The organism is Streptomyces showdoensis (assembly GCF_039535475.1).
Lineage (GTDB): Bacteria > Actinomycetota > Actinomycetes > Streptomycetales > Streptomycetaceae > Streptomyces > Streptomyces showdoensis.
Map to the genome: position 1 here is coordinate 48,562 of NZ_BAAAXG010000006.1, position 26,404 is coordinate 74,965.

26 protein-coding genes are annotated in these 26,404 nt (G+C 73.6%); 11 read left to right on the forward strand and 15 right to left on the reverse strand.

Annotated features, from left to right (window positions below):
• Positions 1-6: 6 nt before the first annotated feature.
• On the forward strand, positions 7-225 hold the full coding sequence (locus ABD981_RS03400) for a hypothetical protein (RefSeq protein WP_205628227.1): 219 nt from the start codon (positions 7-9) through the stop codon (positions 223-225).
• A gap of 81 nt (positions 226-306) precedes the next feature.
• Positions 307-1,740, forward strand: coding sequence for a flotillin family protein (locus tag ABD981_RS03405; RefSeq protein WP_046909623.1), 1,434 nt, complete (start codon positions 307-309; stop codon positions 1,738-1,740).
• A 76-nt stretch (positions 1,741-1,816) separates the two neighbouring features.
• On the opposite strand, the gene ABD981_RS03410 is transcribed toward ABD981_RS03405, so the two are convergent.
• The 3 genes from ABD981_RS03410 to ABD981_RS03420 form a co-directional block, all read right to left on the reverse strand.
• Positions 1,817-2,170, reverse strand: coding sequence for a hypothetical protein (locus ABD981_RS03410; RefSeq protein ID WP_123954756.1), 354 nt, complete (start codon positions 2,168-2,170; stop codon positions 1,817-1,819).
• A 72-nt stretch (positions 2,171-2,242) separates the two neighbouring features.
• Positions 2,243-2,410, reverse strand: a complete 168-nt coding sequence (locus ABD981_RS03415) for a hypothetical protein (protein WP_165590976.1) — start codon at positions 2,408-2,410, stop codon at positions 2,243-2,245.
• Positions 2,411-2,471: 61 nt separating this feature from the next.
• Positions 2,472-3,584 (reverse strand): glycosyl hydrolase family 18 protein, encoded by a 1,113-nt coding sequence (locus ABD981_RS03420; RefSeq protein ID WP_123954755.1) that lies wholly within the window; start codon positions 3,582-3,584, stop codon positions 2,472-2,474.
• A 71-nt stretch (positions 3,585-3,655) separates the two neighbouring features.
• On the opposite strand from ABD981_RS03420, the gene ABD981_RS03425 reads away from it, so the two are divergent.
• Positions 3,656-4,072, forward strand: coding sequence for a type II toxin-antitoxin system PemK/MazF family toxin (locus ABD981_RS03425; protein WP_123954754.1), 417 nt, complete (start codon positions 3,656-3,658; stop codon positions 4,070-4,072).
• On the opposite strand, the gene ABD981_RS03430 is transcribed toward ABD981_RS03425, so the two are convergent.
• Positions 4,057-4,890 (reverse strand): TIGR02452 family protein, encoded by an 834-nt coding sequence (locus tag ABD981_RS03430; RefSeq protein ID WP_046909578.1) that lies wholly within the window; start codon positions 4,888-4,890, stop codon positions 4,057-4,059. The two genes, ABD981_RS03425 and ABD981_RS03430, sit on opposite strands and share 16 nt — an antisense overlap.
• 130 nt (positions 4,891-5,020) lie before the next feature.
• Between ABD981_RS03430 and egtA the strand changes: the two genes are divergently transcribed.
• The 4 genes from egtA to egtD are packed head-to-tail and all read left to right on the forward strand — an operon-like array spanning position 5,021 to position 9,316.
• Complete coding sequence (gene egtA / locus ABD981_RS03435) at positions 5,021-6,289, forward strand: ergothioneine biosynthesis glutamate--cysteine ligase EgtA (RefSeq protein WP_046909577.1); 1,269 nt, start codon at positions 5,021-5,023, stop codon at positions 6,287-6,289.
• Positions 6,286-7,602 (forward strand): ergothioneine biosynthesis protein EgtB, encoded by a 1,317-nt coding sequence (gene egtB / locus ABD981_RS03440; protein ID WP_046909576.1) that lies wholly within the window; start codon positions 6,286-6,288, stop codon positions 7,600-7,602. Before egtA ends, egtB begins: the two co-directional genes overlap by 4 nt.
• Positions 7,602-8,354 (forward strand): ergothioneine biosynthesis protein EgtC, encoded by a 753-nt coding sequence (gene egtC / locus ABD981_RS03445; RefSeq protein ID WP_046909575.1) that lies wholly within the window; start codon positions 7,602-7,604, stop codon positions 8,352-8,354. Before egtB ends, egtC begins: the two co-directional genes overlap by 1 nt.
• Positions 8,351-9,316 carry an L-histidine N(alpha)-methyltransferase gene (gene egtD / locus ABD981_RS03450; protein ID WP_046909574.1) on the forward strand — a complete coding sequence of 322 codons (966 nt, stop codon included), beginning with the start codon at positions 8,351-8,353 and terminating at the stop codon, positions 9,314-9,316. Before egtC ends, egtD begins: the two co-directional genes overlap by 4 nt.
• Here the strand turns inward: egtD and ABD981_RS03455 are convergent.
• The 3 genes from ABD981_RS03455 to ABD981_RS03465 all read right to left on the reverse strand — a co-directional run bounded on the left by ABD981_RS03455 (position 9,211) and on the right by ABD981_RS03465 (position 12,336).
• Entirely contained in the window at positions 9,211-10,116 is a 906-nt protein-coding gene (locus ABD981_RS03455; protein ID WP_123954753.1) for a lysophospholipid acyltransferase family protein, read from the reverse strand. The genes egtD and ABD981_RS03455 overlap by 106 nt on opposite strands.
• The gene (locus tag ABD981_RS03460; RefSeq protein WP_205628225.1) at positions 10,113-10,925 is read right to left on the reverse strand and encodes a GNAT family N-acetyltransferase; all 813 of its coding nucleotides are present in this window, start codon (positions 10,923-10,925) and stop codon (positions 10,113-10,115) included. The genes ABD981_RS03455 and ABD981_RS03460 overlap by 4 nt, the downstream gene beginning before the upstream one ends.
• 163 nt (positions 10,926-11,088) lie before the next feature.
• On the reverse strand, positions 11,089-12,336 hold the full coding sequence (locus ABD981_RS03465) for an extracellular solute-binding protein (RefSeq protein ID WP_046909619.1): 1,248 nt from the start codon (positions 12,334-12,336) through the stop codon (positions 11,089-11,091).
• A gap of 261 nt (positions 12,337-12,597) precedes the next feature.
• Between ABD981_RS03465 and ABD981_RS03470 the strand changes: the two genes are divergently transcribed.
• The gene (locus ABD981_RS03470; RefSeq protein ID WP_046909572.1) at positions 12,598-12,813 is read left to right on the forward strand and encodes a dodecin; all 216 of its coding nucleotides are present in this window, start codon (positions 12,598-12,600) and stop codon (positions 12,811-12,813) included.
• Positions 12,814-12,911: 98 nt separating this feature from the next.
• On the opposite strand, the gene ABD981_RS03475 is transcribed toward ABD981_RS03470, so the two are convergent.
• Positions 12,912-13,400: a phosphatase domain-containing protein gene (locus ABD981_RS03475; protein ID WP_046909571.1), complete on the reverse strand. Its 489-nt coding sequence runs from the start codon at positions 13,398-13,400 to the stop codon at positions 12,912-12,914.
• Positions 13,401-13,460: 60 nt separating this feature from the next.
• On the opposite strand from ABD981_RS03475, the gene ABD981_RS03480 reads away from it, so the two are divergent.
• Both ABD981_RS03480 and ABD981_RS03485 read left to right on the forward strand, forming a co-directional pair.
• On the forward strand, positions 13,461-14,546 hold the full coding sequence (locus ABD981_RS03480; RefSeq protein ID WP_046909570.1) for an MsnO8 family LLM class oxidoreductase: 1,086 nt from the start codon (positions 13,461-13,463) through the stop codon (positions 14,544-14,546).
• Positions 14,530-16,932: an ATP-binding cassette domain-containing protein gene (locus ABD981_RS03485; protein ID WP_046909569.1), complete on the forward strand. Its 2,403-nt coding sequence runs from the start codon at positions 14,530-14,532 to the stop codon at positions 16,930-16,932. The genes ABD981_RS03480 and ABD981_RS03485 overlap by 17 nt, the downstream gene beginning before the upstream one ends.
• Positions 16,933-17,054: 122 nt before the next feature.
• On the opposite strand, the gene melC2 is transcribed toward ABD981_RS03485, so the two are convergent.
• From melC2 to ABD981_RS03510, 5 genes are all read right to left on the reverse strand, one after another.
• Complete coding sequence (gene melC2 / locus ABD981_RS03490) at positions 17,055-17,882, reverse strand: tyrosinase MelC2 (RefSeq protein ID WP_046909568.1); 828 nt, start codon at positions 17,880-17,882, stop codon at positions 17,055-17,057.
• 42 nt (positions 17,883-17,924) lie between these two features.
• Positions 17,925-18,317: an apotyrosinase chaperone MelC1 gene (gene melC1, locus ABD981_RS03495; protein WP_046909567.1), complete on the reverse strand. Its 393-nt coding sequence runs from the start codon at positions 18,315-18,317 to the stop codon at positions 17,925-17,927.
• 288 nt (positions 18,318-18,605) lie between these two features.
• Positions 18,606-19,352 carry a succinate dehydrogenase/fumarate reductase iron-sulfur subunit gene (locus ABD981_RS03500; RefSeq protein WP_046909566.1) on the reverse strand — a complete coding sequence of 249 codons (747 nt, stop codon included), beginning with the start codon at positions 19,350-19,352 and terminating at the stop codon, positions 18,606-18,608.
• Positions 19,349-21,292: a fumarate reductase/succinate dehydrogenase flavoprotein subunit gene (locus ABD981_RS03505; protein WP_046909565.1), complete on the reverse strand. Its 1,944-nt coding sequence runs from the start codon at positions 21,290-21,292 to the stop codon at positions 19,349-19,351. Before ABD981_RS03505 ends, ABD981_RS03500 begins: the two co-directional genes overlap by 4 nt.
• Positions 21,293-22,015 (reverse strand): succinate dehydrogenase, encoded by a 723-nt coding sequence (locus ABD981_RS03510; protein WP_046909564.1) that lies wholly within the window; start codon positions 22,013-22,015, stop codon positions 21,293-21,295.
• 95 nt (positions 22,016-22,110) lie between these two features.
• Between ABD981_RS03510 and ABD981_RS03515 the strand changes: the two genes are divergently transcribed.
• Complete coding sequence (locus ABD981_RS03515; RefSeq protein WP_046909563.1) at positions 22,111-23,010, forward strand: LysR family transcriptional regulator; 900 nt, start codon at positions 22,111-22,113, stop codon at positions 23,008-23,010.
• Positions 23,011-23,078: 68 nt separating this feature from the next.
• Here the strand turns inward: ABD981_RS03515 and ABD981_RS03520 are convergent, their stop codons facing one another.
• Positions 23,079-25,250, reverse strand: coding sequence for a putative bifunctional diguanylate cyclase/phosphodiesterase (locus ABD981_RS03520; RefSeq protein ID WP_046909562.1), 2,172 nt, complete (start codon positions 25,248-25,250; stop codon positions 23,079-23,081).
• Positions 25,247-26,059, reverse strand: coding sequence for an SAM-dependent methyltransferase (locus tag ABD981_RS03525; RefSeq protein WP_046909561.1), 813 nt, complete (start codon positions 26,057-26,059; stop codon positions 25,247-25,249). Before ABD981_RS03525 ends, ABD981_RS03520 begins: the two co-directional genes overlap by 4 nt.
• Positions 26,060-26,404 lie beyond the last annotated feature (345 nt).

Below are 26,404 nucleotides of genomic sequence, written 5' to 3' on the forward strand. Positions count from 1 at the left end.
CTGTTCATGGACGACGCTTCGATGGTGGGACTGCTCGGCCGGGTGACCGGCACTGTCGGACCCGGCCTCGTGGGTGAGGTGATCGTCCGGATCCGGGGCGGCGCCGAGCACTTCCTCGCCTATCCGGCCTCGCCCAAGGAGCGGATCGAGACCGGGACCGTCGTGATGGTCATGGAACATCTACCGCCGCGCACCGTCTATGTCACAGCCGCGTACGACGGTTGACCGATCCATTGATCGGCGGTTGCGCCGGGCGCACACTCCCCTCACCGGATCCGCACGGCTCCGGTGAAGGGGGACCTGCCCATGAGCCTCGGGATCGTGGCGGGCGCCGTCGTCGGCGCGCTGGCCGTTCTGATCGCTCTGTTCAAAATGATGTGGCGCGTCGCCGAGCCCAACGAGGCGCTGATCATCTCCGGTTCCAACCACAAGATGGAGGGCCTCGGCGAGGGCATGGGGTTCCGGATCGTCACCGGGCGCGGCACGCTCGTGATGCCGGGCGTCCAGGCGGTGCGGAAGCTCTCGCTCGACCTCAACGAGACGCAGCTCTCGGTGGAGTGCGTCACCCACCAGGGCATCCCGCTGAAGGTGCGGGGCGTGGTGATCTTCAAGGTGGGCGACGACTTCGTGTCGATCGCCAACGCCGCCCGGCGCTTCCTCGACCAGCAGAAGCTGATGTCGGAGCGGGTGCACATCGTCTTCGCCGGTCATCTCCGCGCCATCGTCGGCGGGTTGACGGTGGAGGACATGATCCGTGACCGGGAGAAGCTGACCGGACAGGCGCGTTCGGCCTGTGGCACGGAGATGGAGAAGCTGGGTCTGATCGTGGACTCGCTGCAGATCCACGAGATCGAGGACCCGACCGGCTACATCAAGAACCTGGCGGCGCCGCACGCGGCGGCCGTCCAGCGGGACGCGCGCATCGCCCAGGCGGAGGCCAACCGGCGGGCGACCGAGGCGGAGCAGCAGGCCGCGGCGCGCATGTCGGAGGCGACCAGGGACAGCGAGATCCTCCAGGCGGGCTACCAGGCCGAGCGGGACCAGGCGTCCGCGAAGGCCCGGCAGGCCGGTCCGCTGGCGGACGCGGCGGCGCGCCAGGAGGTCGTGGTCCAGGAGACCCGGGTCGCCGAGCTGGAGTCGCACCGGACGGAGCAGCAGCTGCAGACGGACGTGCGCAAGCCGGCCGACGCCCTGGCCTACGAGAAGCGGACGCTGGCCGCGGCCGAGCGTGACGCGCGCATCTCGGCGGCGGAGGCGGACGCGAAGGAGACCGAACTGGCGAGCGCGGCGGCGGCGACGGCCACCCGGGTGACGGGTGAGGCGGAGGCCGCGGCGGCGCACGCCAAGGGTCTGGCGGTGGCCGAGGCGACGCGGGCGAAGGGCCTCGCGGAGGCCGAGGCGATCAAGGCGCGGGCGGCGGCGCTCGCCGAGAACCAGGAGGCGGTGGTCGCACAGCAACTGGCCGAGCGGTGGCCGGAGATCGTGGAAGCGGGCGCGTCGGCCTTCGGCAACGTGGACCAGATGGTGCTGCTGAACGGCGCGGACGGCATGGCGGACATGTTCGCCAAGGCGCTGACCATGGGCGGGACGGGTCTCGGGCTCGCCCGCCGGCTGCTCGCGAACATGGGGCCGGACGCGGACGGGGGCGGCGTCGCGGCGGCCCCGGTGGGTGCGGCGGGCCCGGTGCCCGCGGTGGCGGCGCCCCGTTCGGAGGAGATCCCGGTCGGCGACGCGCAGTAGCGGCGTCCGGCGCGGCCGCGGGGCCCGGCACCTCCACGGAGGGCACCGGGCCCCGCGCACGTGCGGGCGGCCGCCGTCAGCAGCTCTCGTCCTTCTTCACGGCGCCGAGGTGGATCCGCGTGCCGTCGAGCGCCGCGCCGGGTCCGGGTTCCTGGGTGCAGATCTTCCAGCCCTCGGCGTTCATGGGCACGGTGCGCCCCTTGCCGGAGACGTCCTCGACGAGCATGGATCCCGAGAGCTGGGCCATCGCCCCGACGACGCTGCCGCCGATGAGGTCGGGCATGTAGCCCTTGGCGGCCTGCGGGGGGTCGGTGACCCCGGGGGTGGGTGTCTCGGGGCCGGCGTCCGGAGGGGCGGACGAGCCGCAGGCGGTGAGGCCGGCGGCGAGCAGGCCGACGGCGAGAGCCGTGGCGAGGCGGGTGGTGCGCATGTTCCCCCCTGGGACGAGCGTGAACGGGGGACCATCATCCACGCTCCGCCCCTGACGCGTACACGCCTCTTCTCAGTTGTGCCCGAACTTGCGTTCCTTGCGGTGGGACGGGGTGTCGAGGACCGGGCGCGGCGCCTCGGAAGCGGCCGTGCGCGGGCTCTCCTTCGCCTCGACCGCCGTCCGGTGCTCGTGACCGCCCGTCCGGGCGCCCTTGTTGACCCGGGTCTGTTTCTTGCCCACGATCGTGCCTCCCGTCGTGAATCTTCCTCCCAGACTCGCACGGGGGTACGAAAGCCGCATGTCAGGCGGCGGGCCCGGCCGCGGCGCCCTGGGCGAGCACCGGCCAGAGGGCGGGGTCCTCGAAGCCCAGGGCCCACAGCGCGGTGTGGGTGACGCCGTGGCGGCGCAGGACGGGCAGGTGGCCGGAGACCCCGCGGGCGTCCTGGTACCAGACGTGATGCGTGTCCGTCCCGTCCGCGTAGAGGAAGTACGGGGTGCCGGATTCCGGGTCCAACCGGTACGGGGCGCGCTTCGCGCGGCGCAGGCTCTCGGCCTCCTTCCAGGTGACGTGGGCGGCCCTCCCGGCCCGGGTGCCGTCGGCACGGACGGTCCAGTCCCAGCCGTAGGCGGGCAGGCCGAGTTCGAGGCGCTCGGCGGGGATGAGGGCGGTGGCGGTGCGCAGCACCTCCTCGTACCAGGCGGTGCTCGCGAGCGGCCCCGGTGCGCCGTTCGCCCAGTGCAGGTTGTATCCCATGATCCGGACCCGGTCGGCGGCCTTGCCGAGGGCGGCGTAGTCCCAGACGCGGCCGGTGGCCGCGGTCTTGGGCATGACGGTGACGAGGCAGCTCTTGGCGCGGGCCCGCAGCCGGGCGCAGAGCTCGGTGACGAGGGCCGCGTACCCGTCGCGCACGGCCGCGTACGTGGCGTCGCCGGTGGTGGCGAGGGTCTCGTAGTCGAGGTCGAGCCCGTCGTAGTCGCCCTTGGCGGCGGTGGCGAGGAGGGCGTTCACGTGGGCGGCGCGCCGGGCCGGGTCGGTGACGAGGGCGGCGAGGGCGTCCTTGGGCATCGTCTCCATGACGGTGGGCACGACCTTGATACCGGCCCGGTGGAGTCCGTCGACGATCGGCCGGTCCCCCGCGCCGGGATGGTCGGCGACGGTGCCGTCGGCCTTGGCCTCGTACCAGAACGGGCTCACGGTGTGGAGCTGGTCGGCGTGGCGCAGGGCGTGGAGGTAGGCGTTCTCCTGGTCCCAGTAGGGGAGCCAGCCGGAGACGGTACGGCGGGCGGGCGGGGCGTCGCCGGCCTCGGACGCGGCCGTGGACGCGGCCGGTGATGCGACGGCGGCTCCGTCCGCGGCCGCGGTGGCCGGGGCGAGGGGCAGGAGCAGGGCGGCGGCGAGCAGGGCGAGGCGCATGGCACGAGCCTGCGGATCTCTCGCGCGACACGCCCGGCATGCTGGGCCGTTCAGCCGCTAGCGTGCGGGGGATGACGACTCCTCTGTACTCCACGACCGAGGCCGACCCGTACGCCATCGGGCCGGTCCGCACCTCCTACGCGCCCGACCACGACGGCGACCCCGACCCGGGCGAGATCGTGTGGACCTGGGTGCCGTACGAGGAGAACGACGGGCGCGGCAAGGACCGTCCGGTGCTCGTGGTGGCGCGTGAGGAGGCCGGCACCCTGCTGGCCGTACAGCTGTCGAGCAGGCGGCACGACCACGACCGCGAATGGGTGGCGATCGGGTCGGGGCCGTGGGACACCGCGCGGCGCGATTCCTGGGTGGATCTGGACCGGGTGCTGCGCGTGCGCGACTCGGGCATGCGGCGGGAGGCGTGCGCGCTCGACCGGCCGCGCTTCGACCGTGTGGTGGAGCGGCTGATCGAGCGCTACGGCTGGTCCTGACCGAACACCCGCCGGAAGGCGCCCAGGGTGGCGCGGTCGCGGCCGCGGTCGAGGATCCCGAAGACGATCTCGTCGAAGTGGCCGGCGAAGCGCCCCTCGCGGGTGATCAGTTCCTTGAAGGCGCCCGCGACCTCGGCGGGGTCGTTCTGGAAGACGCCGCAGCCCCAGGCGCCCAGCACCAGCCTGCGGTAGCCGTGGGCGGCGGCCGTCTCCAGGACCCGCTCGGCGCGGGCGGCGAGCACCTCGGGGAGGCGGCCGGCCCGCTCGGGGACCTGGCGGCGGACCACCCCGGCGTTGGGCGCGGGGGAGGTGAGGAAGCCGACCGTGAAGGGTTCGGTGAGCAGGACCCCGCGGTCGGTGCGGAAGACGGGCACGCCCGGCGAGTGGATGACCCGATCGGTGTAGAAGGGGTCGCGCTCCGTGCGGTGGTGCTCGTAGTAGGCGGGGGCCCGCAGCAGCGTGGCGTGGAGGGCGGAGGAGCGGCACAGGGCCTCCTCCTGGGCCTGGGCGCCGTTGAGGTAGCCGCCGCCGGGGTTGCGGGCGGAGGCGAAGTTGAGGACCGCGACGGGAGCGGAGGCGTCGGCGCGGTGCATCCGGCGGGCGGCGACGAGGCTGCTCTCCTCCGTGACCTCGATGCGGGTCGCGCGGCCGGTCCCGGGGGTGACGGGGACGGGCTCGGGGCCGTGCAGCCGGGTTCCGGCCAGGGCCGCCGCCAGCTGCTCGGCGAGGAGGACGGTCCGGCCGTCCGGTGCCGTGTAGCGGCCCGCCGCCACGATCTCCTCGGTCTCGCGGGCGAGGGCCCGAAGTCGTGCGCTCATGGCCCGCAAGCATGATCGACCCGCGTTCCGGGCGGCAACGGGTTTTCCCGGCCACGCCACGGGAGGCGCTCTTGCACGCCCGCCCGGGGTGGCTTTAGGTGGAATCAGCGCTTTCCCAGGAGGTGCAACGATGCCCACGTCGCCGACGAGCGGCATACCCCGGAACGGTTCCCCGCTCACCGTGGCGGACGCCGAGGACCTGCTGCGATGTATCTGTTTCAAGACCGGTCCGCCGCGCACGGTCGGGGCCGAGCTGGAGTGGCTCGTCCACGAACTGCGCGACCCCCGGCTCCCCGTCCCGCCGCCCAGGCTGGCGGCGGCCCTCGACACCGTACGGGCCCTGCCGCTGGTCTCGGCCCTCACCTTCGAACCCGGCGGGCAGCTGGAGCTCAGCTCGCCGCCCGCCGCCGGCCTCATGGAGTGCCTGGACGCGCTCGCCACCGATCTGAAGGCGGTGCGCGGGGCGCTCACCCCCCTCGGACTCGGGCTCAGCGGCTACGGCGTCGACCCGTGGCACGCGCCCCGCGCGCGCGTACTGCACGAGCCGCGGTACGACGCCATGGAGATCGCGCTGGGCCGGAGCGGGCCCTCCGGCCGGGCGATGATGTGCGAGTCCGCCTCGGTGCAGGTCTGCCTCGACGCCGGGACGGAGGGGCCCGGGCCGCTCGGCTACCGGCGGCGCTGGGAGCTCGCGCACCTGCTGGGCCCGGTGCTGGTGGCGGCCTTCGCCAACTCCCCCGTGCACGGCGGCCGCAGGACCGGCTGGCGCTCCACCCGGCAGCTGCTGTGGGCCGACCTCGACCCGGCGCGGGCGCTCGCCCCGCCGGCGGACGGCGAGCCGCGCGCCGAGTGGGCGGCGCACGTCCTGGACACCCCGGTGCTGTGCGTGCGGATGCCGGAGGGGCCGTGGGCGGTGCCGGAGGGGCTGACCTTCCGGGAGTGGCTGCGCACCGGGGCGCCGCGCCCGCCCGGCGTGGACGACCTCCGTTACCACGTCACCACCCTCTTCCCCCCGGTGCGGCCGCGCGGGCACCTGGAGCTGCGGATGATCGACGCCCAGCCCGGGCCGGACGGCTGGATGGTGCCGATCGCCGTGACCACCGCCCTGTTCGAGGATCCGAAGGCGGCCGAGACGGCGTACCGGGCGACGCTGCCCCTGGCGGCGCGCGCGACGTCCGGCCCCGCGCCGCGCAATCCGCTGTGGCTCGCGGCGGCCCGCAACGGCCTCGCCGACCCCGCGCTGCACGCCGCCGCGCTGACCGCCTTCGACGCGGCCCTGGAGGCGCTGCCCCGGGTCGGGGCCTCCGCCGAGGTGACGAGCGCGGTCGGCGCGTTCCGCGAGCGGTACGTGGTGCCGGGCGGCTGCCCGGCCGACGAGCTCCAGGAGGTGGTGTCATGACCGGGCAGGACACGGAGGCGCTGCGGCTGCGGGCGGTGACGGCGCTGACCGCGGCGCGGGAGCGGACCGCGCTGCTCACCTCCTGCGTGGAGGACTCCGAACTCACCGCCCAGCACTCGCCGTTGATGTCCCCGCTGGTGTGGGACCTGGCGCACATCGGCAACCAGGAGGAGCAGTGGCTGTGGCGGGCCGTCGCCGGCGGTGAGGCGCTGCGGCCCGAGATCGACTCGCTGTACGACGCCTTCGAGCACCCGCGCGCGACCCGCCCCTCGCTGCCGCTGCTCGCCCCCGCCGAGGCGCGGGCGTACGCGGCGGACGTCCGCGGCCGGGTCCTGGACGTCCTGGGCGACACCCGCCTGGAGGGGCGCCCCCTGGTCGACGCGGGCTTCGCCTTCGGGATGATCGCCCAGCACGAACAGCAGCACGACGAGACGATGCTGATTACCCATCAGCTCAGGAAGGGGCCCGCGGCACTGTCCGCCCCTCCCCCGCCCGCGGCGCACTCCTCCGGCCCCGTGGCGGGCGAAGTCCTGGTGCCGGGGGGCCCGTTCACGATGGGTACCTCCGACGAGCCCTGGGCCCTCGACAACGAGCGGCCCGCGCACACCAGGATCGTCCCCGCCTTCTTCGTGGACACCGTGCCGGTCACCAACGGCGCGTACCAGGCGTTCATGGCCGACGGCGGCTACCGCGAGGAACGCTGGTGGCGGCCCGAGGGCTGGGCGCAGATCCGCGAACACGCCATCGAGGCACCGCTGTTCTGGCGACACGACGGCGGACGGTGGCTGCGCCGCAGGTTCGGAGTGACCGAGCCGGTGCCCGCGGACGAGCCGGTGCTGCACGTCAGCTGGTACGAGGCGGACGCCTACGCCCGCTGGGCCGGCCGGCGGCTGCCCACCGAGGCCGAGTGGGAGAAGGCGGCCCGCCACGACCCGGCGGCCGGCCGCTCGCGCCGCTATCCCTGGGGCGACGCCGACCCCGAGCCCGTCCACGCCAACCTGGGGCAGCGGCACCTGGGGCCCGCGCCCGCCGGGAGCTATCCCGAGGGCGCGTCCCCGCTCGGGGTGCGCCAGCTGATCGGCGACGTGTGGGAGTGGACGGCGAGCGACTTCCTGCCGTACCCGGGGTTCCGGGCCTTCCCGTACAAGGAGTACTCGGAGGTCTTCTTCGGGCCCGCGCACAAGGTGCTGCGGGGCGGCTCCTTCGCGGTCGACCCGGTGGCCTGCCGGGGCACCTTCCGCAACTGGGACCTCCCGGTGCGGCGGCAGATCTTCTCCGGATTCCGCACCGCGCGGGACGCGGAGCCCGTCTGATGTGCCGGCACCTCGCCTTCCTCGGCGAACCGGTGGCCCTCGGCGAGCTGCTGCTGCGGCCGCCGCACTCCCTGGAGCGCCAGTCCTGGGAGCCGCGCACGCAGACCAGCGGCGTGGTGAACGCCGACGGCTTCGGGGTCGGCTGGTGGGCCGAGGACGACCCGGTGCCCGCCCGCTACCGGCGGGCGGCGCCGATCTGGGGCGACCCCGGCTTCGCGGACCTGGCCCGGGTGGTGCGCACCGGCGCGCTGCTCGCCGCCGTCCGGGGCGCGACCCTGCCGGGCTCGGACGGGGAGGCCGCGGCGGCCCCGTTCGCCGCGGACGGGTGGCTGTTCAGCCACAACGGGGCCGTCCCGGGCTGGCCCGGGTCCCTGGCCCCGCTCGCGGCGACGCTGCCGGCGCCGGAGCTGCTCGCCCTGGAGGCGAGGACCGACGCGGCGTTCCTGTGGGCGCTCGTGCTGCACCGGCTGCGGTCGGGGGACCCGCCCGAGCGGGCGCTCGCCGGCACCGTGCGGGAGGTGGCCGAGGCGGCGCCGGGGGCGCGGCTCAACCTGCTGCTGACCGACGGCTCCACCATCACGGCCACGACCTGGGGGGATTCGCTCAGCCACCTCACCGGGCCCGACCGCACGGTCGTGGCCTCCGAACCGTACGACGACGACCCGCGCTGGCGGCCGGTGCCGGACCGCACGGTCCTCACCGCCTCCCGCTCCGGCGTCGTCCTCACCCCGCTCGAGGAGCCCTCCCCGTGAGCCCCTTCCAGCTGACCCGCACCCTCGCCGAGGACGCCACGGGCGCCGCTCTGCGCGCCGACGTCCTGCACGGCCTCACCCGCACCCCCAAGGAACTCCCGCCGAAGTGGTTCTACGACGCCCACGGCAGCGAGCTGTTCGAGGAGATCACCCGGCTCCCGGAGTACTACCCGACGCGCGCCGAACGGGAGATCCTCGTCGCCCGCTCCCGGGACATCGCCGCCGAGACCGGGGCGCGCACGCTGGTGGAGCTCGGCTCCGGGTCCTCCGACAAGACCCGCCATCTCATCGACGCCCTCCTGCCGGGGCTGGACAGCTACGTGCCGGTGGACGTGAGCGAGTCGGCGCTGAGGGGGGCGGGCGAGGCGCTGCTCGCCGAGCGGCCGGGGCTGCGCATCCACGCCCTGGTGGCCGACTTCACCCACGGGCTGGCCCTGCCGGAGACACCGGGGCCGCGTCTGGTGGCCTTCCTCGGCGGCACGATCGGCAACCTGCTGCCCGACGAGCGGCGGGAGTTCCTGCGCGCGGTACGGGGGATGCTGGCGCCCGGTGACGCGCTGCTGCTCGGCACCGACCTGGTGAAGGACGAGGCGACCCTGGTCGCCGCCTACGACGACGCGGCCGGGGTGACGGCCGCGTTCAACAAGAACGTGCTCGCGGTCGTCGACCGGGAGCTGGGGGCCGACGCCGATCCGGACGACTTCGAGCACGTCGCCCTCTGGGATCGCGAGCGCGAGTGGATCGAGATGCGGCTGCGGGCGCGGCGCGCGCTCGCGGTCAAGATCCCGGAGCTGGATCTGGTGGTGCCGTTCGAGGCCGGCGAGGAGCTGCGGACGGAGGTGTCGGCGAAGTTCCGTCAGGAGGGCGTGCGCAAGGAGCTGGCCGAGGCGGGGCTCACGCTGGCCCGCTGGTGGACGGACGAGGAGGGGCGGTTCGCGCTGTCGCTGGCCACCGTGGGCTGACGGTGGACGGCGGTCTCCGCGGCGCGGGCGAGGGCGCGGCGGTCCGGATGCCGGGTGCCGGGTATCGGGTCCAGTATCCGGATGTCGGCGACGAGCCGCCGTGCCGTCACGATCCGCCACAGGGAGGCCCCCAGGGGGTCGTCCCCGACGAAGGCCGCGGGGCCCACGGGCCGGTAGGCGATCCGTACCGGCTGGACGTCGGATCCGGTGTCCAGGGCGGCCTGGAACGCGGCCGGGCGGAAGGCGCCCTCGCCGCGCCCGCACCACGTCGACCCCTCCGGGAAGACGACCACCCGGCCGCCGCCCGCCAGGACGCAGCTCATGGCGCCCACGGTCCCGGGCAGGCTCCTGAGGCGGTCGCGGTCGATGAAGAGGGTGCCGCCGAAGGCGGCGAGCCGGCCGAGCAGGGGCCAGCCCCGTACCTCGCGCTTGGCGAGCATCCGGCCCGGCAGGACGGCGGCGATCAGCGGGACGTCCAGCCAGGAGAGGTGGTTGGCCACCACCAGGAGCGGCCCGCCGGGGAGCGTCGCGGGCCCGTGGACCCGGATCCGCACCCCGAAGGCGCGGAGCACCGCCCGGCACCAGCGGCGGACCAGGAACAGGCGCCAGGCGGCGGGGAGCGGGGCCGCGAACGGGGCGAGGAGCACCCCGAGGAGCACGGCCGCGAGCCCGGCGGCGAGCCGGACCACGCCCCGGGCCGCCGCCGCGCGCGGGGCGTCGGGCCCGGGGTGGGCGGCGCACCGGCCCGGGGTGCAGGGCGCCGTGGGGAGCCACGGCGAAGGGGCCGTGGGGGTGCTCACCGGACCGGCGCGAGCGAGAGGAAGTGGCGCAGGTAGCGGGGGTTGGTCCGGCGCAGCGACAGCAGGACGTAGAGGTCGGCCACGCCGAAGTCGGGGTCGTGGGCCGGGGCGCCGCACACCCAGGCGCCGAGCCGGAGGTAGCCGCGCAGCAGCGCGGGCAGCTCGGTGCGGCCCTGGGCGGGGGCGGCGGCGTCGGGGGTCCAGAGCCGGTGCGGGGTGACCCAGTACTCCTCGGGCGCGAGGTGCTTGGCCTTGACGGTGTCCCAGGTGGCGGCGGCCAGGGTGCCGCCGTCGGCGAGCGGCACGGAGCAGCAGCCGGCGAGCCACTCGTGCCCGGTGCGGGTCATGTAGCGGGCGAGCCCGGCCCAGATGAGGGCGATGACGGCGCCGTTGCGGTGGGCGGGGTGGACGCAGGAGCGGCCGACCTCGACCAGGTCGTGGCGGATGGGGGCGAGCCGGGTGAGGTCGAACTCGCTCTCCGAGTAGAGCCGCCCCGCGACGGCGGCGCGGTCGGGCGGCAGCACCCGGTAGGTGCCGACGACCTCGCCGGTGTCCTCGACCCGTACGAGGAGGTGGTCGCAGTAGGCGTCGAAGGCGTCGCTGTCGAGGCCGGGTTCCGGCCCGTCGAGGACGGCGCCCATCTCGCCCGCGAAGACCTGGTGCCGCAGCCGCTGGGCGGCGCGGACGTCGTCCTGGTCGCGGGCGAGGCCGACGACGTAGCGGGGCTGCGGCCCGCCCCCCGCCTGCGGCTGGGCCGGTACGGCCACGACCGGTGCGGCGACGGGCTGGGCGAGGGGTACTGCGGCCATGTCGGGCTCCTCCGGCGGTACGGAAGGGACGGGGGGAGCCGGACCGGGTGAGCGGTGGTCCGGCTCCTTGTTTCTTCCGTGACCGGCTGGATTCGACGTGACCGTGCGGGGGCCGGTTGGTGTGGAGGCGCTGAATGCTGTCCGGCGGCCGGACGGGCGCCGGCTACTCCGCCAGGCCGCTGGTGATCTGCTCGGAGGCCTCCTTGGCGGCCTGCCGGGGGTCGCCGCCCTGGAGGACGGCGGTCATGTACGGCTTGATGGGGTTGGAGCCCTCGATGTCGGCCCACTGCGGGGAGTTGGGGGTGGCCCGGCCGCGGGCGGCGCCGACGGCCATGGTGGCGGTGGCCTCCTGGTCCTCGACGGCGGAGGCCAGCGAGGCCTTGTTGGGGACGTAGTTCATGGCGCGGGCGAGTTCGGTCTGCCACTTCTCGCCGGCCAGGGCCTTGACGACGTCGAGGGCGGCGGCGCGCTCGGGGGCGTTCTCCGGGATGATCAGGTCGGAGCCGCCGGTGAAGACGGCGCAGGGCTGGCCCGCCTTCTTGCCGGGTATCGGGAAGAAGCCCAGCTTGTCCTTGAGGCCGGGGTTGGCCTTGGTGATGACGGGGATGGCGCTGGGGGTCGCGATGATCTGGGCGACCTTGCCCTTGGCGAAGACCTCGGCCTGCGGCGGGTTCTGCTCGTCGGCGTCCTTGGGGCCCTGGCCGTGGGACTGGAGGTCCTTGTAGAACTCCATGCCCCGCAGGGCGGCGGCGCTGTCGAGGGTGCCGGTCCAGCCGCCGCCCTTCTCGACGGCGAGCTCGCCGCCCTCGTCCCAGATGAAGCCGGACAGGGTGTACCAGTCCTGGCCCGCCAGGTAGATGCCCTGGTTGCCGTCCCCGTTGAGCTTCTCGGTGTCCTCGAGCCACTGGGCGCGGGTGGCGGGCGGCTTGGTGATGCCGCCCCGCGCGAACAGGTCCTTGTTGTAGATGACGATGCGGTTGGCCGCGTACCAGGGGATGCCGTACTGGGCGCCGCCGATGGAGCCGGGCTCGGCGAGACCGGGGAGCCAGTCCTGGCTGCCGAGGTCGCGGACCGACTCCAGGGTGAGGTCGTAGAGCTTCTCGGTGTCGGCGTACTGCGCGACCTGGGTGTTGCCGACCTCGATGACGTCGGGTCCGCCCTCGCCCTTGATGGCCTCCGTGACCTTCTTCCCGATGCCGGTCCACTCCTGGATGGTGAACTTCAGCTCGATGTCGTCGTGCTCGGCCTCGAAGTCCTTCGTGAAGCGCTGCAGGAAGTCGTCGCTGACGCTGTCCCGCATCAGCCAGACGTTGACCGTGCGGGTGCCACCGCCCCCCGGGAGGAGACCGCACCCCGAGAGGACGAGGGCGGAGACGACTGCCAGCGGACAGACGAGATGGCGGTTCTTCACGTAGGTCACCTTCTGCGTTCCAGGGCACGGGCTGCGGCATGGAGTGCGGCGGCATGGGGGGCTGACCCGACGTGTGGGGGACCTGAGGGGAGGTTCGCGCGGGTATGTGGCCTGGATTCTGGTCTGGACCAAAGCGGATGGTCAAGTCCTTGACCACTTCGGCCGCCGGTGCGGGCGTCGGCCGGGCGGCTGCCGACGTGTCGCGGACCGCGGCGCCGTGGGGCACGGTGGAGGGAACGCACCGAGAGGAGTCCGGCTCCCATGTCGAACCACACCTACCGCGTCACCGAGATCGTCGGCACGTCCACCGAGGGCGTCGACCAGGCCATCCGCAACGGGATCGAGCGCGCCGCGCAGACCCTGCGGGGCCTCGACTGGTTCGAGGTCACCCAGGTCCGCGGGCATCTCGTCGACGGGTCGATCGAGCATTACCAGGTCGGGCTCAAGGTCGGCTTCCGCCTGGAGGACGAGGGCTGACGCGGATCGGAATGACGTCATCCGGCACCTTGGCGTCCAAGGTGCCGGATGACGTCATTCCGATCACGTATGCCGCATACCGGGGCGGGTCGGCGTCCTCAGGTCCGCCCCTCCCCCTCCTGCGCCTCCGTCAGCGCCTCCGAAGGCGCCGCCCAGCGGGCCCGCACCACCGTGAAGCCGGCGCCCTCGGCGGCGTCGCAGACCAGCTCGTCGTCGTCGACCAGCATGCGGACCTCGCGGGCCTCGCCGATCCGGCGCAGCACCTCCAGCTTGGTCTGCCGCGCCGGGCGGAAGTCACGGTCCCGGCGCATGTGGACCGGGCCCTCGGGAAGGCCGTGGGCGGCGAGCCAGGCGAGCGTGTCGCGGCGGCAGCGCTCGGGCCGGCCGGTGAGGTAGACGATGTCGCACTCCTCGGCGGCCTCCCGGCACAGCGCGAGGCCCTCGTCGAGCGGCGGGTCCTGCGGGGCGGCGGCGAAGAAGCCGTTCCAGTCGCGCGGCCCGCCCTCCAGGAAGTGCTGGCGGTGGGCGGTGGAGCTCAGGGTGTTGTCCAGGTCGAAGACGGCCACGGGCCTGCGGTGTCGGGTCACTCCCCCAGCCTAGGCACCGGCGCCCGGGAATCCACGGTGCCGTGACGCGTTGAACCTTCCGTGAGCACCACGGCGACAGCACTCGAAGGCATCCGGTTCTCGGTCCTGGACCGTTCCCGCACCCGGGAGGGCGAGGACGCGGGGCAGGCGCTGCGCGACACGGTGGCGCTGGCCCGGGAGGCGGAGGCACTGGGCTACCACCGGTTCTGGGTGTCGGAGCACCACGGCGTGCCGGGGGTGGCCGGTTCGGCACCGACCGTGCTCGCCGCGGCGGTGGCGGGGGCGACCTCACGGATCCGGGTGGGCACGGGCGGCGTGATGCTGCCGAACCACCAGCCGATGGTGGTGGCCGAGCAGTTCGGGGTGCTCGCGTCCCTCTTCCCGGGGCGGATCGACATGGGGCTCGGACGGTCGGTCGGGTTCACCGACGGCATCCGTCGGGCGCTCGGCCGGGACAAGGAGGACGCCGACCGGTTCGGCGCGCAGCTGACGGAGCTGCTGGGCTGGTTCACCGGGGAGCAGACCGCCCATCCGCAGGTGCACGCCCGCCCGGCGGAGGGCCTGCGGGTGCCGCCGTTCGTGCTCGCCACGGGCGAGGGCGCGGCCATCGCGGCGGCGGCCGGGCTGCCGCTGGTGATCGGGGATCTGCGCGGGCGCTCCCGGATGCTGGAGGCGGTCGACGCCTACCGGGCCGCGTTCCGGCCGTCGGTCTGGGCGGCGGAGCCGTACGTGGTGGTGGCGGGCACGGTCGCGGTGGCGGCGACCGACGAGGAGGCGCGGCGGCTGCTGATGCCGGAGGCGTGGTCGCTCGCGTACGCGCGGACCCGGGGCGCCTTCCCGCCGCTGCTGCCGCCGGAGCGGATCGAGGGCCTTCAGGCACCCGGGGCTCCGGAGGGGATGACGGAGAAGCAGCGTGACTTCTACCTGTCCGGGCTCCAGGGGCACGTCCACGGCACCGAGGAGCGGGTCGCCGAGGAGCTGGCGCGGGCGGTGGAGGAGAGCGGGGCACGCGAAGTGCTGGTGACGACGAGCACGTACGACCGTGGCGCGCTGCTCGACTCGTACCGCAGGCTCGCCCGTCTGGCGGGCCTGACCAGGGCAAACGTGCCGGGCGGCCTAGAATCGTCGGATGCACAGCCGCACTGACGCCCCGCCTGCGCCTCCCGGGCCCCACGATCCGTTCGTTCGCGTGCGGGGCGCCCGTGAGCACAATCTGAAGGGTGTGGACGTCGACGTCCCGCGCGACGCGCTGACCGTCTTCACCGGTGTGTCGGGGTCGGGGAAGTCCTCGCTGGCGTTCGGGACGATCTACGCGGAGGCGCAGCGGCGCTACTTCGAGTCGGTGGCGCCGTACGCCCGCCGGCTCATCCACCAGGTGGGGGCGCCCAAGGTCGGGGAGATCACCGGGCTGCCGCCGGCGGTGTCGCTGGAGCAGCGCAGGGCCGCGCCGAACGCGCGCTCCTCGGTCGGCACGGTGACGACGCTCTCCAACTCGCTGCGGATGCTGTTCTCCCGGGCCGGCACGTATCCGCCGGGGGCGGAGCGGCTGGACTCCGACGCCTTCTCCCCCAACACGGCCGCCGGGGCCTGTCCTTCCTGCCACGGCATCGGCCGGGTGCACGGGACGAGCGAGGAACTGCTCGTACCCGACCCTGAATTGTCGATCCGCGACGGCGCCATCGCCGCCTGGCCGGGCGCCTGGCAGGGCAAGAACCTGCGGGACGTGCTGGACACCCTGGGGTACGACGTCGACCGGCCCTGGCGGGAGCTGGCCGCGGAGGACCGGGAGTGGATCCTGTTCACGGACGAGCAGCCCGTGGTGACGGTCCATCCGGTACGGGAGGCCGGGCGGATCCAGCGCCCGTACCAGGGCACGTACATGAGCGCCCGGCGCTATGTGATGCACACCTTCTCGGATTCGAAGAGCGCGACGCTGCGGGCGAAGGCCGAGCGGTTCCTGACCAGCAGCCCCTGCCCGGTCTGCGGGGGCGGGCGGCTGCGGCCCGAGGCGATGGCGGTGACCTTCGCGGGGCGGACCATCGCGGAGCTCGCCGCGCTGCCGCTGACCGAGCTGGCCCGGACGCTGACCCGGGCGACGGAGGCGTCGGCGGCCACGGCCGGCGGCGGCTCCGAGACCGCCCGGGTGCTCGGCGAGGACCTGGTGGCGCGGATCGGCACGGTCACGGAGCTGGGTCTCGGCTATCTCAGCCTGGACCGGGCGACGCCCACGCTGTCCAACGGCGAGCTCCAGCGCCTGCGGCTCGCCACCCAGCTGCGGTCGGGGCTGTTCGGGGTCGTGTACGTGCTCGACGAGCCGTCCGCGGGGCTGCACCCGGCGGACACCGAGGCGCTGCTCGTGGTCCTGGACCGGCTGAAGGCGGCGGGGAACACGGTCTTCGTCGTCGAGCACCATCTGGACGTGGTGCGGCACGCGGACTGGCTGGTGGACGTCGGCCCCCTGGCCGGTGAGCACGGCGGCCGGGTGCTGCACAGCGGCCCGCCGCAGGGGCTCGCCGAGGTGGCCGGGTCGGCGACGCGGCGCTTCCTCTTCGACCGGACGGCCGCCCCCGGACGGGTGGTGCGCGAGCCCTCCGGGTGGCTGCGGACGGGGCCGGTCGACCGGCACAACCTGCGCGGGCTCGACGCCGCCTTCCCGCTGGGCGTGCTCACGGCCGTGACCGGGGTGTCCGGTTCGGGGAAGTCGACCCTGGTGGGCGTCCTGTCCGAGGAACTCGACGGCGTGGAGCGGCTGGTGACGGTCGACCAGAAGCCGATCGGGCGGACGCCTCGCTCCAACCTCGCCACGTACACGGGCCTGTTCGACGTCGTGCGCAGGCTCTTCACCGCCACGGACGAGGCGCGGGAGCGGGGTTACAAGGCCGGCCGGTTCTCCTTCAACGTGGCCGGCGGGCGCTGCGAGACCTGTCAGGGCGAGGGGTTCGTCTCCGTCGAGCTGCTCTTCCTGCCGAGCACGTACGCGCCCTGCCCGGACTGCCACGGGGCCCGCTACAACCCGGAGACGCTCGGGGTGCGGCTGCGCGGGCTGACCATCGCCGAGGTGCTGGACCTGACGGTGGAGTCGGCGGCGGAGTTCTTCGCGGACGTCCCGGCGGCGGCGCGCAGCCTGCGCACGCTGCTCGACGTCGGCCTCGGCTACCTGCGGCTCGGGCAGCCCGCGACCGAGCTGTCGGGCGGGGAGGCTCAGCGCATCAAGCTGGCCGCCGAGCTCCAGCGGCCCCGCCGCGCCCACACGCTGTACGTGCTCGACGAGCCGACCACGGGGCTGCACCCCGCCGACGTGGAGGTGCTGATGCGCCAGCTGCACGGGCTGGCCGACGCCGGGCACACGGTGATCGTCGTCGAGCACGACATGGACGTGGTGGCCGGCGCGGACTGGGTGATCGACCTGGGTCCCGGCGGCGGCGACGAGGGCGGCCGGATCGTGGCCGCGGGCCCGCCCGCCGCCGTGGCCGGGACGACGGCGAGCAGGACCGCTCCGTACCTGGCCCGGGCCCTGGGCGTCACCGCCTAGGGCCGGGCTTCGGGATCGTTCCTGGCCCGGTTCCGGTCCCGGGGCGAGGGGCCCCCACAGCCCCGCGCCGCGGGCCGGCCGTGGCCGTGGCCGTCACGCCGGCCCCGGCCCGGGACCGCCGGTTACGCCGCCGTGTCGAAGGTGTAGTGGCGGGTGTGGTCCAGCATGTCCGCCGGGGTCACGTCGTTCCACGGGCGCATCGTGTCGTTGAGGTCGACGACGTTCGCCGTGCCCGCGGCCGGGAGGTAGACCGACCGGGGGTGGCGGGCCTGCCAGTCGGCCCACAGCTTGTCGATGAAGGCGTGGTGCATCCAGAACACGGGGTCGTTCGGGGAGACGCCGGTGGCCATCTGGCCGCCGACCCAGACGTGCACCCGGTTGTGGAGGTTGACGCCGCGCCAGCCCTCCAGGTGGTTGCGGAAGCCGTCCGAGGAGCTGTTCCAGGGGGCCATGTCGTACGTCTCCATGGCCAGGACGGAGTCGACCTCGGCGCGGGTGGGCAGCTGGCGGCCGCCGGCGCCCAGGTCGCGCCGGAGGTAGTCGCGGCCGTCGACGCGGACGTTGACGGTCCAGCGGTTCCCGGAGCGGGCGAAGGCGCCGTCGAGGACCTGGCCGTCGCGGGCCCGGCCGGTGCCGCCGAGGAAGTCGGGGGCCCAGAGCGACGAGCGGGCGGTGCGGTCGGCGGTCCAGTCCCAGTAGGGCAGGGCGACGGTCGCGTCGACGGACTGCAGCGCCTGCTCGAACTCTATGAGGAAGCGGCGGTGCCAGGGCAGGAAGGAGGGCGAGCGGTGGCCGACGCGGTCGCCGCTGTCGGTGTCGCTCATGATGAAGGCGTTGTGCGTGGTGACGAAGGTGTCGTAGCGGCCCGAGCGCTTGAGCTCGAGGAGGGCGGCGACGAAGCGCCGCTTCTCGTCGGCGGTGAGGGCGGCCTGGTTCTTGCGTACGGTCACGGTGGTACGGCTCCTGGATGAAACGGGGCGTGCGGGATCGGGTCAGGCGACGGTGAGCGGGACGAGCGGCGCGCCCTGCAGCTCACGGACGGCCGCGCGGGCCACGGCCTTGGGCGTGGCGACGGGGTCGTAGTGGTTGATGACGCTGATCCAGGTGCCGTCGGCGTTCTGCATGACGTGCAGTTCCTCGCCGTCGATCGTCACGGAGTAGCCGCCCCCGTGGTGCCCCCCGTGGTGGCCGCCGCCGTGCGACGGGCCGCCCTTGATGCGGCGGCCCTGGTAGACCTCGTCGAAGGCCGTCGGCTCCGGGCCGGCCGCCGGAGCGGCGGCGCGCGGGGTGGTGGCCCCGGCGGAGCCGGCCAGGGCGAGGCCCGCGACGGCGCCGGCGGCGCCGGCGGCGACGCCCAGGGCCTGGCGGCGGGTGATGCTGGACATGAGAACCCCCAAATGAACTGGTACGACCGGGGGTTTGGTCATATGCCCCCGGCAGGACCCATCAGTACCCGGGAGTGCCCGGACGCCGGAAATCGCCCGGAGTGGGTTGGCCGCGATATGGACAACTCGCCATGATCAGTACAGTCTTGAACGGAGTTGATCTTGCGGTTCCGGCGCACGGAAGCGCCCCGGAACGAAAGTTCTGTGGAGATCATGACGATCTCGTGAACGATCTTTCGTTCCGGGGCGCCCGGAGTGGTGGGGCTCACGCTCCCAGACTGTCCGGATTCAGCCGCGCACCTTCCGCCGGGCGCGCAGCCACTCCTTGTTCATCGCCGCGATCGACGGGAGCGGGATCCCCTTGGGGCAGGCGGTGGCGCACTCGCCGGTGAGGGTGCAGCCGCCGAAGCCCTCGGCGTCCATCTGGGCGACCATGTCGAGCACGCGGGTCTCGCGCTCGGGGGCGCCCTGGGGCAGCACGCCCAGGTGGTTGACCTTGGCCGAGGTGAAGAGCATCGCCGAACCGTTGGGGCAGGCGGCGACGCAGGCGCCGCAGCCGATGCACTCGGCGTGCTCGAAGGCGAAGTCGGCGTCGGCCTTGGGGACGGGGGTGGCGTGGGCCTCCGGCGCGGAACCGGTGGGGGCGCTGACGTAGCCGCCCGCCTGGATGATCCGGTCGAAGGCGGACCGGTCCACGACGAGGTCCTTGACGACGGGGAAGGCGGACGCCCGCCAGGGCTCGACGTCGATGGTGTCGCCGTCGCGGAAGGAGCGCATGTGCAGCTGGCAGGTGGTGGTGCGCTCGGGGCCGTGGGCGTCGCCGTCGATGACGAGGCTGCAGGCGCCGCAGATGCCCTCGCGGCAGTCGTGGTCGAAGGCGACCGGGTCCTCGCCGCGCAGGATGAGGTCCTCGTTGAGGGTGTCCAGCATCTCCAGGAACGACATGTCGGGCGACACGCCGTCCACGTCGTAGGTGGACATGGCGCCTTCGGCGTCGGCGTTCTTCTGGCGCCAGACGCGCAGGGTGAGCCTCATGCGTAGCTCCGCTGGGTGGGGTGGACGTGTTCGAAGACGAGGTCCTCCTTGTGGAGGACGGGGACCCCGGCCGGGGTGGACTCCCAGGCGGCGACGTAGGCGAACTCCTCGTCGCGGCGGGCGGCCTCGCCGTCCGGGGTCTGGGACTCCTCCCGGAAGTGGCCGCCGCAGGACTCCTCGCGGTGCAGGGCGTCGAGGCACATCAGCTCGGCGAGTTCGAGGTAGTCGACGACCCGGTTGGCCTTCTCCAGGGACTGGTTGAACTCCTCGCCCGTGCCCGGCACCTTGATGCGGCGCCAGAACTCCTCGCGGATCTCGGGGATCCGGCGCAGCGCCGTGCGCAGTCCCTCCTCGGTGCGGGCCATGCCGCAGAACTCCCACATGAGCTCGCCGAGTTCGCGGTGGAAGGAGTCCGGGGTGCGGTCGCCGTCGACGGCGAGCAGCAGGTGCAGCCGGTCCTCGGTCTCGGCGAGCACCTCCCGTACCTCCGGGTGGGCGTCGGTGACGGGGGTGTCGTGCGGGTGGCGGGCCAGGTAGTCGTTGATGGTGGCGGGCAGGACGAAGTAGCCGTCGGCGAGGCCCTGCATGAGCGCGGAGGCGCCGAGCCGGTTGGCGCCGTGGTCGGAGAAGTTGGCCTCGCCGATGGCGAAGAGGCCGGGGACCGTGGTCTGGAGGTCGTAGTCGACCCAGAGGCCGCCCATCGTGTAGTGCACGGCGGGGTAGATCCGCATCGGCACCTCGTACGGGTCCTCGGCGGTGATCCGCTCGTACATGTCGAAGAGGTTGCCGTACTTCTCCTCGACCTTCGCCCGGCCCATCCGGCGGATGGCGTCGGCGAAGTCGAGGTAGACCCCCTGGCCGCCGGGGCCCACTCCCCTGCCCTCGTCGCAGACGTTCTTGGCGGCGCGGGAGGCGATGTCGCGGGGGACGAGGTTGCCGAAGGAGGGGTAGACGCGCTCCAGGTAGTAGTCGCGCTCGTCCTCGGGGATGTCGTTGGCGGGCCGGGTGTCGCCGTGCGCCTTGGGGACCCAGATGCGGCCGTCGTTGCGCAGCGACTCGCTCATCAGGGTGAGCTTGGACTGGTGGTCGCCGGTGCGCGGGATGCAGGTGGGGTGGATCTGGGTGAAGCAGGGGTTGGCGAAGTACGCGCCGCGCCGGTGGGCCCGCCACACGGCGGTGGCGTTGGAGTTCATGGCGTTGGTGGACAGGTAGAAGACGTTGCCGTAGCCGCCGGTGGCGAGGACGACGGCGTCGGCGTAGTGGGTGGAGATCCGCCCGGTGACCAGGTCGCGGGCGACGATCCCGCGGGCCCGGCCGTCGACGACGATCAGGTCGAGCATCTCGGTGCGCGGGTGCATCTCCACGTTGCCGGCGGCGATCTGCCGGGACAGCGCCTGGTAGGCGCCGAGGAGGAGCTGCTGGCCGGTCTGGCCGCGGGCGTAGAAGGTGCGGGAGACCTGGACGCCGCCGAAGGAGCGGGTGTCGAGCAGTCCGCCGTACTCGCGGGCGAAGGGCACGCCCTGGGCGACGCACTGGTCGATGATCTCGACGGAGATCTGGGCGAGGCGGTGGACGTTGGACTCGCGGGCGCGGAAGTCGCCGCCCTTGACGGTGTCGTAGAAGAGGCGGTGCACGGAGTCGCCGTCGTTGCGGTAGTTCTTGGCCGCGTTGATGCCGCCCTGGGCGGCGATGGAGTGGGCGCGGCGCGGGGAGTCCTGGTAGCAGAACTGGACGACCTGGTAGCCCTGTTCCGCGAGGGTGGCGCCGGCGGAGCCGCCGGCCAGGCCGGTGCCGACGACGATCACGCGGTGGCCGCGCCGGTTGGCGGGGTTGACCAGCTTCGCCTCGAAGCGGCGGGTGTCCCAGCGCTCGGCGACGGGTCCGGCGGGGGCCTTCCCGTCGGTGAGCGGGGCGCCCAGGGTGTAGTCGGGGGAGGTCATTCAGCTCACCACTCCGGTCATGACGGCGACGGGTACGGAGACGAATCCGGCGGTCAGCAGCAGCGCGAGGGCGTTGGCCGTGGCCTTCAGGAGGCGTTCGCGGCGGGCGTTGCCGACGCCGAGGGTCTGGGCGGCGCTCCAGAAGCCGTGCCGGACGTGGAGGCCGACGGCGAGCATGGCGACGATGTAGATGACGTTGCCGTACCAGGTGGAGAAGGTGTCGACGACGTTCTCGTAGGCCCGGCCCTCCTGGAAGCCGCCGGGGTGGACGGTGCCGGTGGTCAGGTCGAGGACGTGCCAGACGATGAAGAGGCCGACGACGACCCCGCCCCAGCGCATGGTGCGGGTGGCGTAGCTCGCCCTCCTGCGCTTGTGGACGTAGGCGGTGGGGCGGGCCTTCAGGTCGCGCCTGCTGAGCTGGTACGCGGAGACGGCGTGGGCGACGACGGCGACGAGCAGCACGATCCGGGCGAGCCACAGCCCCCACTCGTGGTGGAGCACGGGGGCGCCCATGGTGCGCAGCCAGTGGGCGTAGCCGTTGAACTCCTCGGGGCCGAAGAAGACCTTGAGGTTGCCGGCCACGTGGGCGACGAGGTACGCCAGCATGGTCAGACCGCTGACGGCCATGACGGTCTTCTTGCCGATCGTGGACGCCCAGAAGCCGCGGGTGGGACCGGAGGGCGGGCCGCCCGCCTTCCGGTCGGGTGTGGTTGCCAGAGCCATGCCAGCGACGGTAGGGGCGAAGGGCCCGAGAGGTCCAAGACATGGTTCGGCTGATCTCGATAGGGGGTGCCTATGATGCGGGGTAGGCTGGTCCCATGCAGTTCCAGCAGCTCCTGTACTTCGTCGCCGTCGCGGAGACCCGCCACTTCACCCGGGCCGCCGAGCGGGTCCACGTCTCGCAGCCCTCGCTCTCCCAGCAGATCAAGGCCCTGGAGCAGGAGCTGGGCGCTGAGCTGTTCAGCCGGGCCCGCGGCAACATCGCGCTCACCGACGCGGGCGAGGCGCTGCTGCCGCTGGCCCGCCGGATCCTCGCGGACACCGACACCGCCCGGCACGAGGTGCAGGAGCTGGTGCAGCTGCGGCGCGGCCGGGTGCGCCTCGGGGCGACGCCCAGTCTCTGCACGGGCCTGCTGCCGGACGTGCTGCGTACCTTCCACGACCTGCACCCGGGGATCCGGCTGCTGATCGAGGAGGGCGGCTCGCACGACCTCGTACGGGAGCTGGCGCGCGGCGCGCTCGACCTCGCGCTCGTGGTGCTGCCGCTGCCGACGCCCTCGCCGGCCCTGACGACGGTGGAGCTGCTGACCGAGGACCTGGTGGTGGTCTCCTCGGCGTCCGCCCCGGCCCCGCGCCGCCCGGTGCGGATCGCCGATCTGCGCGACCAGCCGCTGGTCATGTTCCGGCACGGCTACGACCTGCGGGAGCTGACCGTGGGGGCCTGCCGGGCGGAGGGCTTCGAGCCCTCGTTCACGGTGGAGGGCGGCGAGATGGACGCCGTCCTCGGTTTCGTCCGGGCCGGGCTCGGCCTCGCCGTCGTCCCCACCATGGTGGCGGCCCGCGCGGGCCGCGACCTGCGGGTGACGGCCCTGGCCCGCCCGGGCCTGCAGCGCACGATCGCGCTGGCCCACCGCAGCGACGTGGCGCCCCCGCGGGCGGCGCGCGAGCTGCAGAAGCTGCTCATGGCCTCCCGGAGGGGCGGTCGGACCGGGTCCTGACCGGCCCGCGCGCCCGGGCGGACGGGCGGGCGGCCGGGCGGGCGGGCGCGCGGGCGCGCGGGGCCGCGCTACACCGCGTCCGCCAGGACCAGCGAGTGGATGCGGTCCGGGGCGCCGGGGCGGGCGTAGTACCAGCCCTGGGCCGTGTCGCAGCCCAGCTCGCGCAACTGCTGGGCCTGCGCCCCGGTCTCCACGCCCTCGACCGTGACGGCCAGCTCCAGGCTGTGGGCCAGCTGCACGATCCCCTCGACGATCTTGAGGTCGACGGGGTCCACCGGGTGCTGCTGCATGCCCTGGGTGAAGGAACGGTCCAGCTTGAGCACGCTCACCGGCATCCGGCGCAGGTTGGCGAGGTTGGAGTAGCCCGTGCCGAAGTCGTCGAGCGCGATGTCCACACCCATCTCGGCGAGCTGCCGCAGCGGCTTGAGCAGGTCGTCGTCCGCGCCGATGAGCGCCGACTCGGTGACCTCCAGGCAGAGCGCGCCCGGTTCGAGCCCGGAGCGCTCCAGGACGTCGACCGTCTCGGCGACGAGCCGCGGATGGTGGAGCTGGGTCGGCGACAGGTTGACGTTGATCCGCAGCGGGCCGCCGTCGGAGTGCCGGGTCTGCCAGAACCGGGCCTGGCGCACGGCCTCCTGGAGCACCCAGCGGCCCAGCGGCACGATGAGGCCGGTGTTCTCGGCGAGCGGGATGAACCGGTCGGGGCCGAGCACCCCGTGCTGCGGGTGGCACCACCGGACGAGCGCCTCGGCGCCGTGCACGCTGCCGTCGTCGAGGTGCACGAGCGGCTGGTACTCGATGAAGAACTCGCCGCGCTCCAGCGCGGCCGGCAGCGCGGTGGTGAGTCCGTGCCGGGTGATGGCCCGCGCGTCGGCCTCGGCGTCGGCGAACTCGAAGCGGTTGCCGCCCGCCGACTTGGCCCGGTACATGGTGATGTCGGCGCTGCGCAGCACCTCGGCCGCGGTGCGCTCCCCCACCGGGCCCTCCACCACGCCGACGCTGCCGCGCACGGTCAGTTCGCGGCCGTCGATCCGGATCGGGGCGGCGAGGGCGCCGAGCATCCGGTCGGCGAGCGCGGCGACCTTGTGCTGGCTGTCGGGCCCGGTGGTCAGCGCGACGAACTCGTCGCCGCCGAGCCGGGCCACCATCTCGCCCGGCGCGGTCACCGAGCCCTGCAGCCGGTCGGCGACCTCCACCAGCAGCCGGTCGCCGGTGGCGTGGCCGAGGCTGTCGTTGACGACCTTGAAGCCGTCGAGGTCCAGGTAGCACAGCCCGAAGCGGCCGTCGCCCGGCGCGAGGGTCTTCTCCAGACGCTCGAAGAACAGCGTCCGGTTGGGCAGCCCGGTGAGCGCGTCGTGGGTGGCCTCGTACCGCAACCGCAGGTTGAGCAGCCGCCGTTCGGTGGTGTCCTCCATCAGCGCCAGCTGATAGCGGGGCACACCGTCCGCGTCGCGCAGCAGCGAGACGGTGAGGTTGGTCCACAGCACGGTGCCGTCACCGCGGTAGTACGGCTTCTCCACCCGGTAGTGCTCGCGCTCGCCCCGCACCAGCTCGTCGTAGAGGCGCCAGACGTGCGGGCCGTCCTCGGGGTGCGACCAGTCGGCGACGTTGCGGCTCAGGACGTGCTGTTCGAGGCCGCCGAACATCCGGGTGAGCGTCTCGTTGACCTCCAGGACGTTGCCCTGGAGGTCGGCGATGCCGATGCCGACCGCCGCGCCCTGGAAGACCGCGCGGAAGCGGCTCTCGGTGGCGTGCAGGGCGAGTTCGGCGGCGCTGCGGGCGGAGAGCGCCGAGTGCGCGATGGACTCCTGCTCGGTCAGCGTCCGTTCGCGCAGGGCCTGCGCGTAGCCGGCGGCCATGGCGTGCTGGAGCCGGGAGCAGCGGGCCCGCAGTTCCTCGGCGGTGGCGCCGACGGCGTCCGGCTCCTCCGCGCAGTACAGCACCAGATAGGCGTCGACGACGCCGAGGCTGCGGGACAGCGCGTCGGGATCGGTGCAGTGCGCGGCGATCAGGGCCTGGCCGACGCGGTGCGCGGGCGCGGTGTCGAAGGGCCGGGCGCGCAGGGCCCCGCTCAGGTCGCGGGCGAGCGGCAGCAGGTGCCGTTCGAACTCCTGACGGGTCATCGAGGTCGCGGTGACCGGGAAGACGGCCCTGCTCCAGATGGTCACGAACCGTCTGAGTCTGTCCTCGGGGCCGTCGGCGTCGGCGACGGCCCCGGCCTGCTGGGGCGGTACCTTCACGCCGTGCGCCCCACCCCTGCGAACCCGGAGAAGGCGTAGGGGTCCTCCTCCTCTTCCGGACCGTCGGGCCGCCAGTGGGGCATCGACACCAGTCCGGGCTCGACGAGTTCGGTGCCGTCGAAGAAGCGGGCGATCTCCTCGCGCGAGCGCATCACCAGCGGGTTGCGGATGTCGCGGTAGACGTCCACGGTGCCGCCGGCCCGCTCCTGCGGCAGCGGGACGCCCTCGTAGGAGGCGTGGGTGAGGACGAGGAGGCTGCCGGGGGCGAGCGCGTCGAGCAGTTCGGCGACCACCGCGGCCGGCTCGTCCGCGTCCTCCAGGAAGTGCAGCACGGCCACGAGGAGCAGGGCCACCGGCCGTTCCAGGTCGAGGAGTTCGCGCACCTCGTGGCTGCCCAGGATCTCGCGCGGCTTGCGCAGGTCGGCGGCGAGCACGGCCGAGCGGTCGTCGCCCGCGAGCACGGCCCGGCTGTGGGCGACGGCCACCGGGTCGTGGTCGACGTAGACGACGCGGGCGGTGTCGCTGGCGGCCTGGGCCACCTCGTGGACGTTGCCGAAGGTCGGTATGCCGGAGCCGATGTCCAGGAACTGGGTGACGTCGTTGTCAACCGCGTACCGGACGGCCCGCCGCATGAAGGCACGGTTCGCCTGCATGATCTTGGGGAGCCCCGGCATGAACTCCATGGCCTTGCGGGCCGCTTCCCGGTCCACTTCGAAATTGTGCGAGCCGCCCAGATAGAAGTCGTACATACGGGACACGCTCGGCACCGAAATATCGATGCCTGGCGGAGCCCAGGCGGGACGCTCCATCAAAGTCTCCAACAGTCGCCATGGGGGATACGGCCATGTGTTCGCGGTCTACGTTCGAGCCGAGGCTACTGATCGCCTGCCTGGAGAGCGAGTAGAAACGGAAATTCGCGATCCGTTCTTGGTCACACGCCATTGGCACGTGCGCGAGGAACGGAAGAGTTCACGCCTTCGGCCCGTGCATATTCACGTGCATATGGCCGTGCCGGGGTTCTCGGGCAGATCTCACGGGGGAAGCGCCCTCGCGGACCTCCCCGTCAAGAGGCGACAACCGGCCACTTCCCGCGCCCGTCGGCTCCCCCGCGGGAGACACCGCGGCAATCCATCCCAAGACGCCGCAAGCCGCCC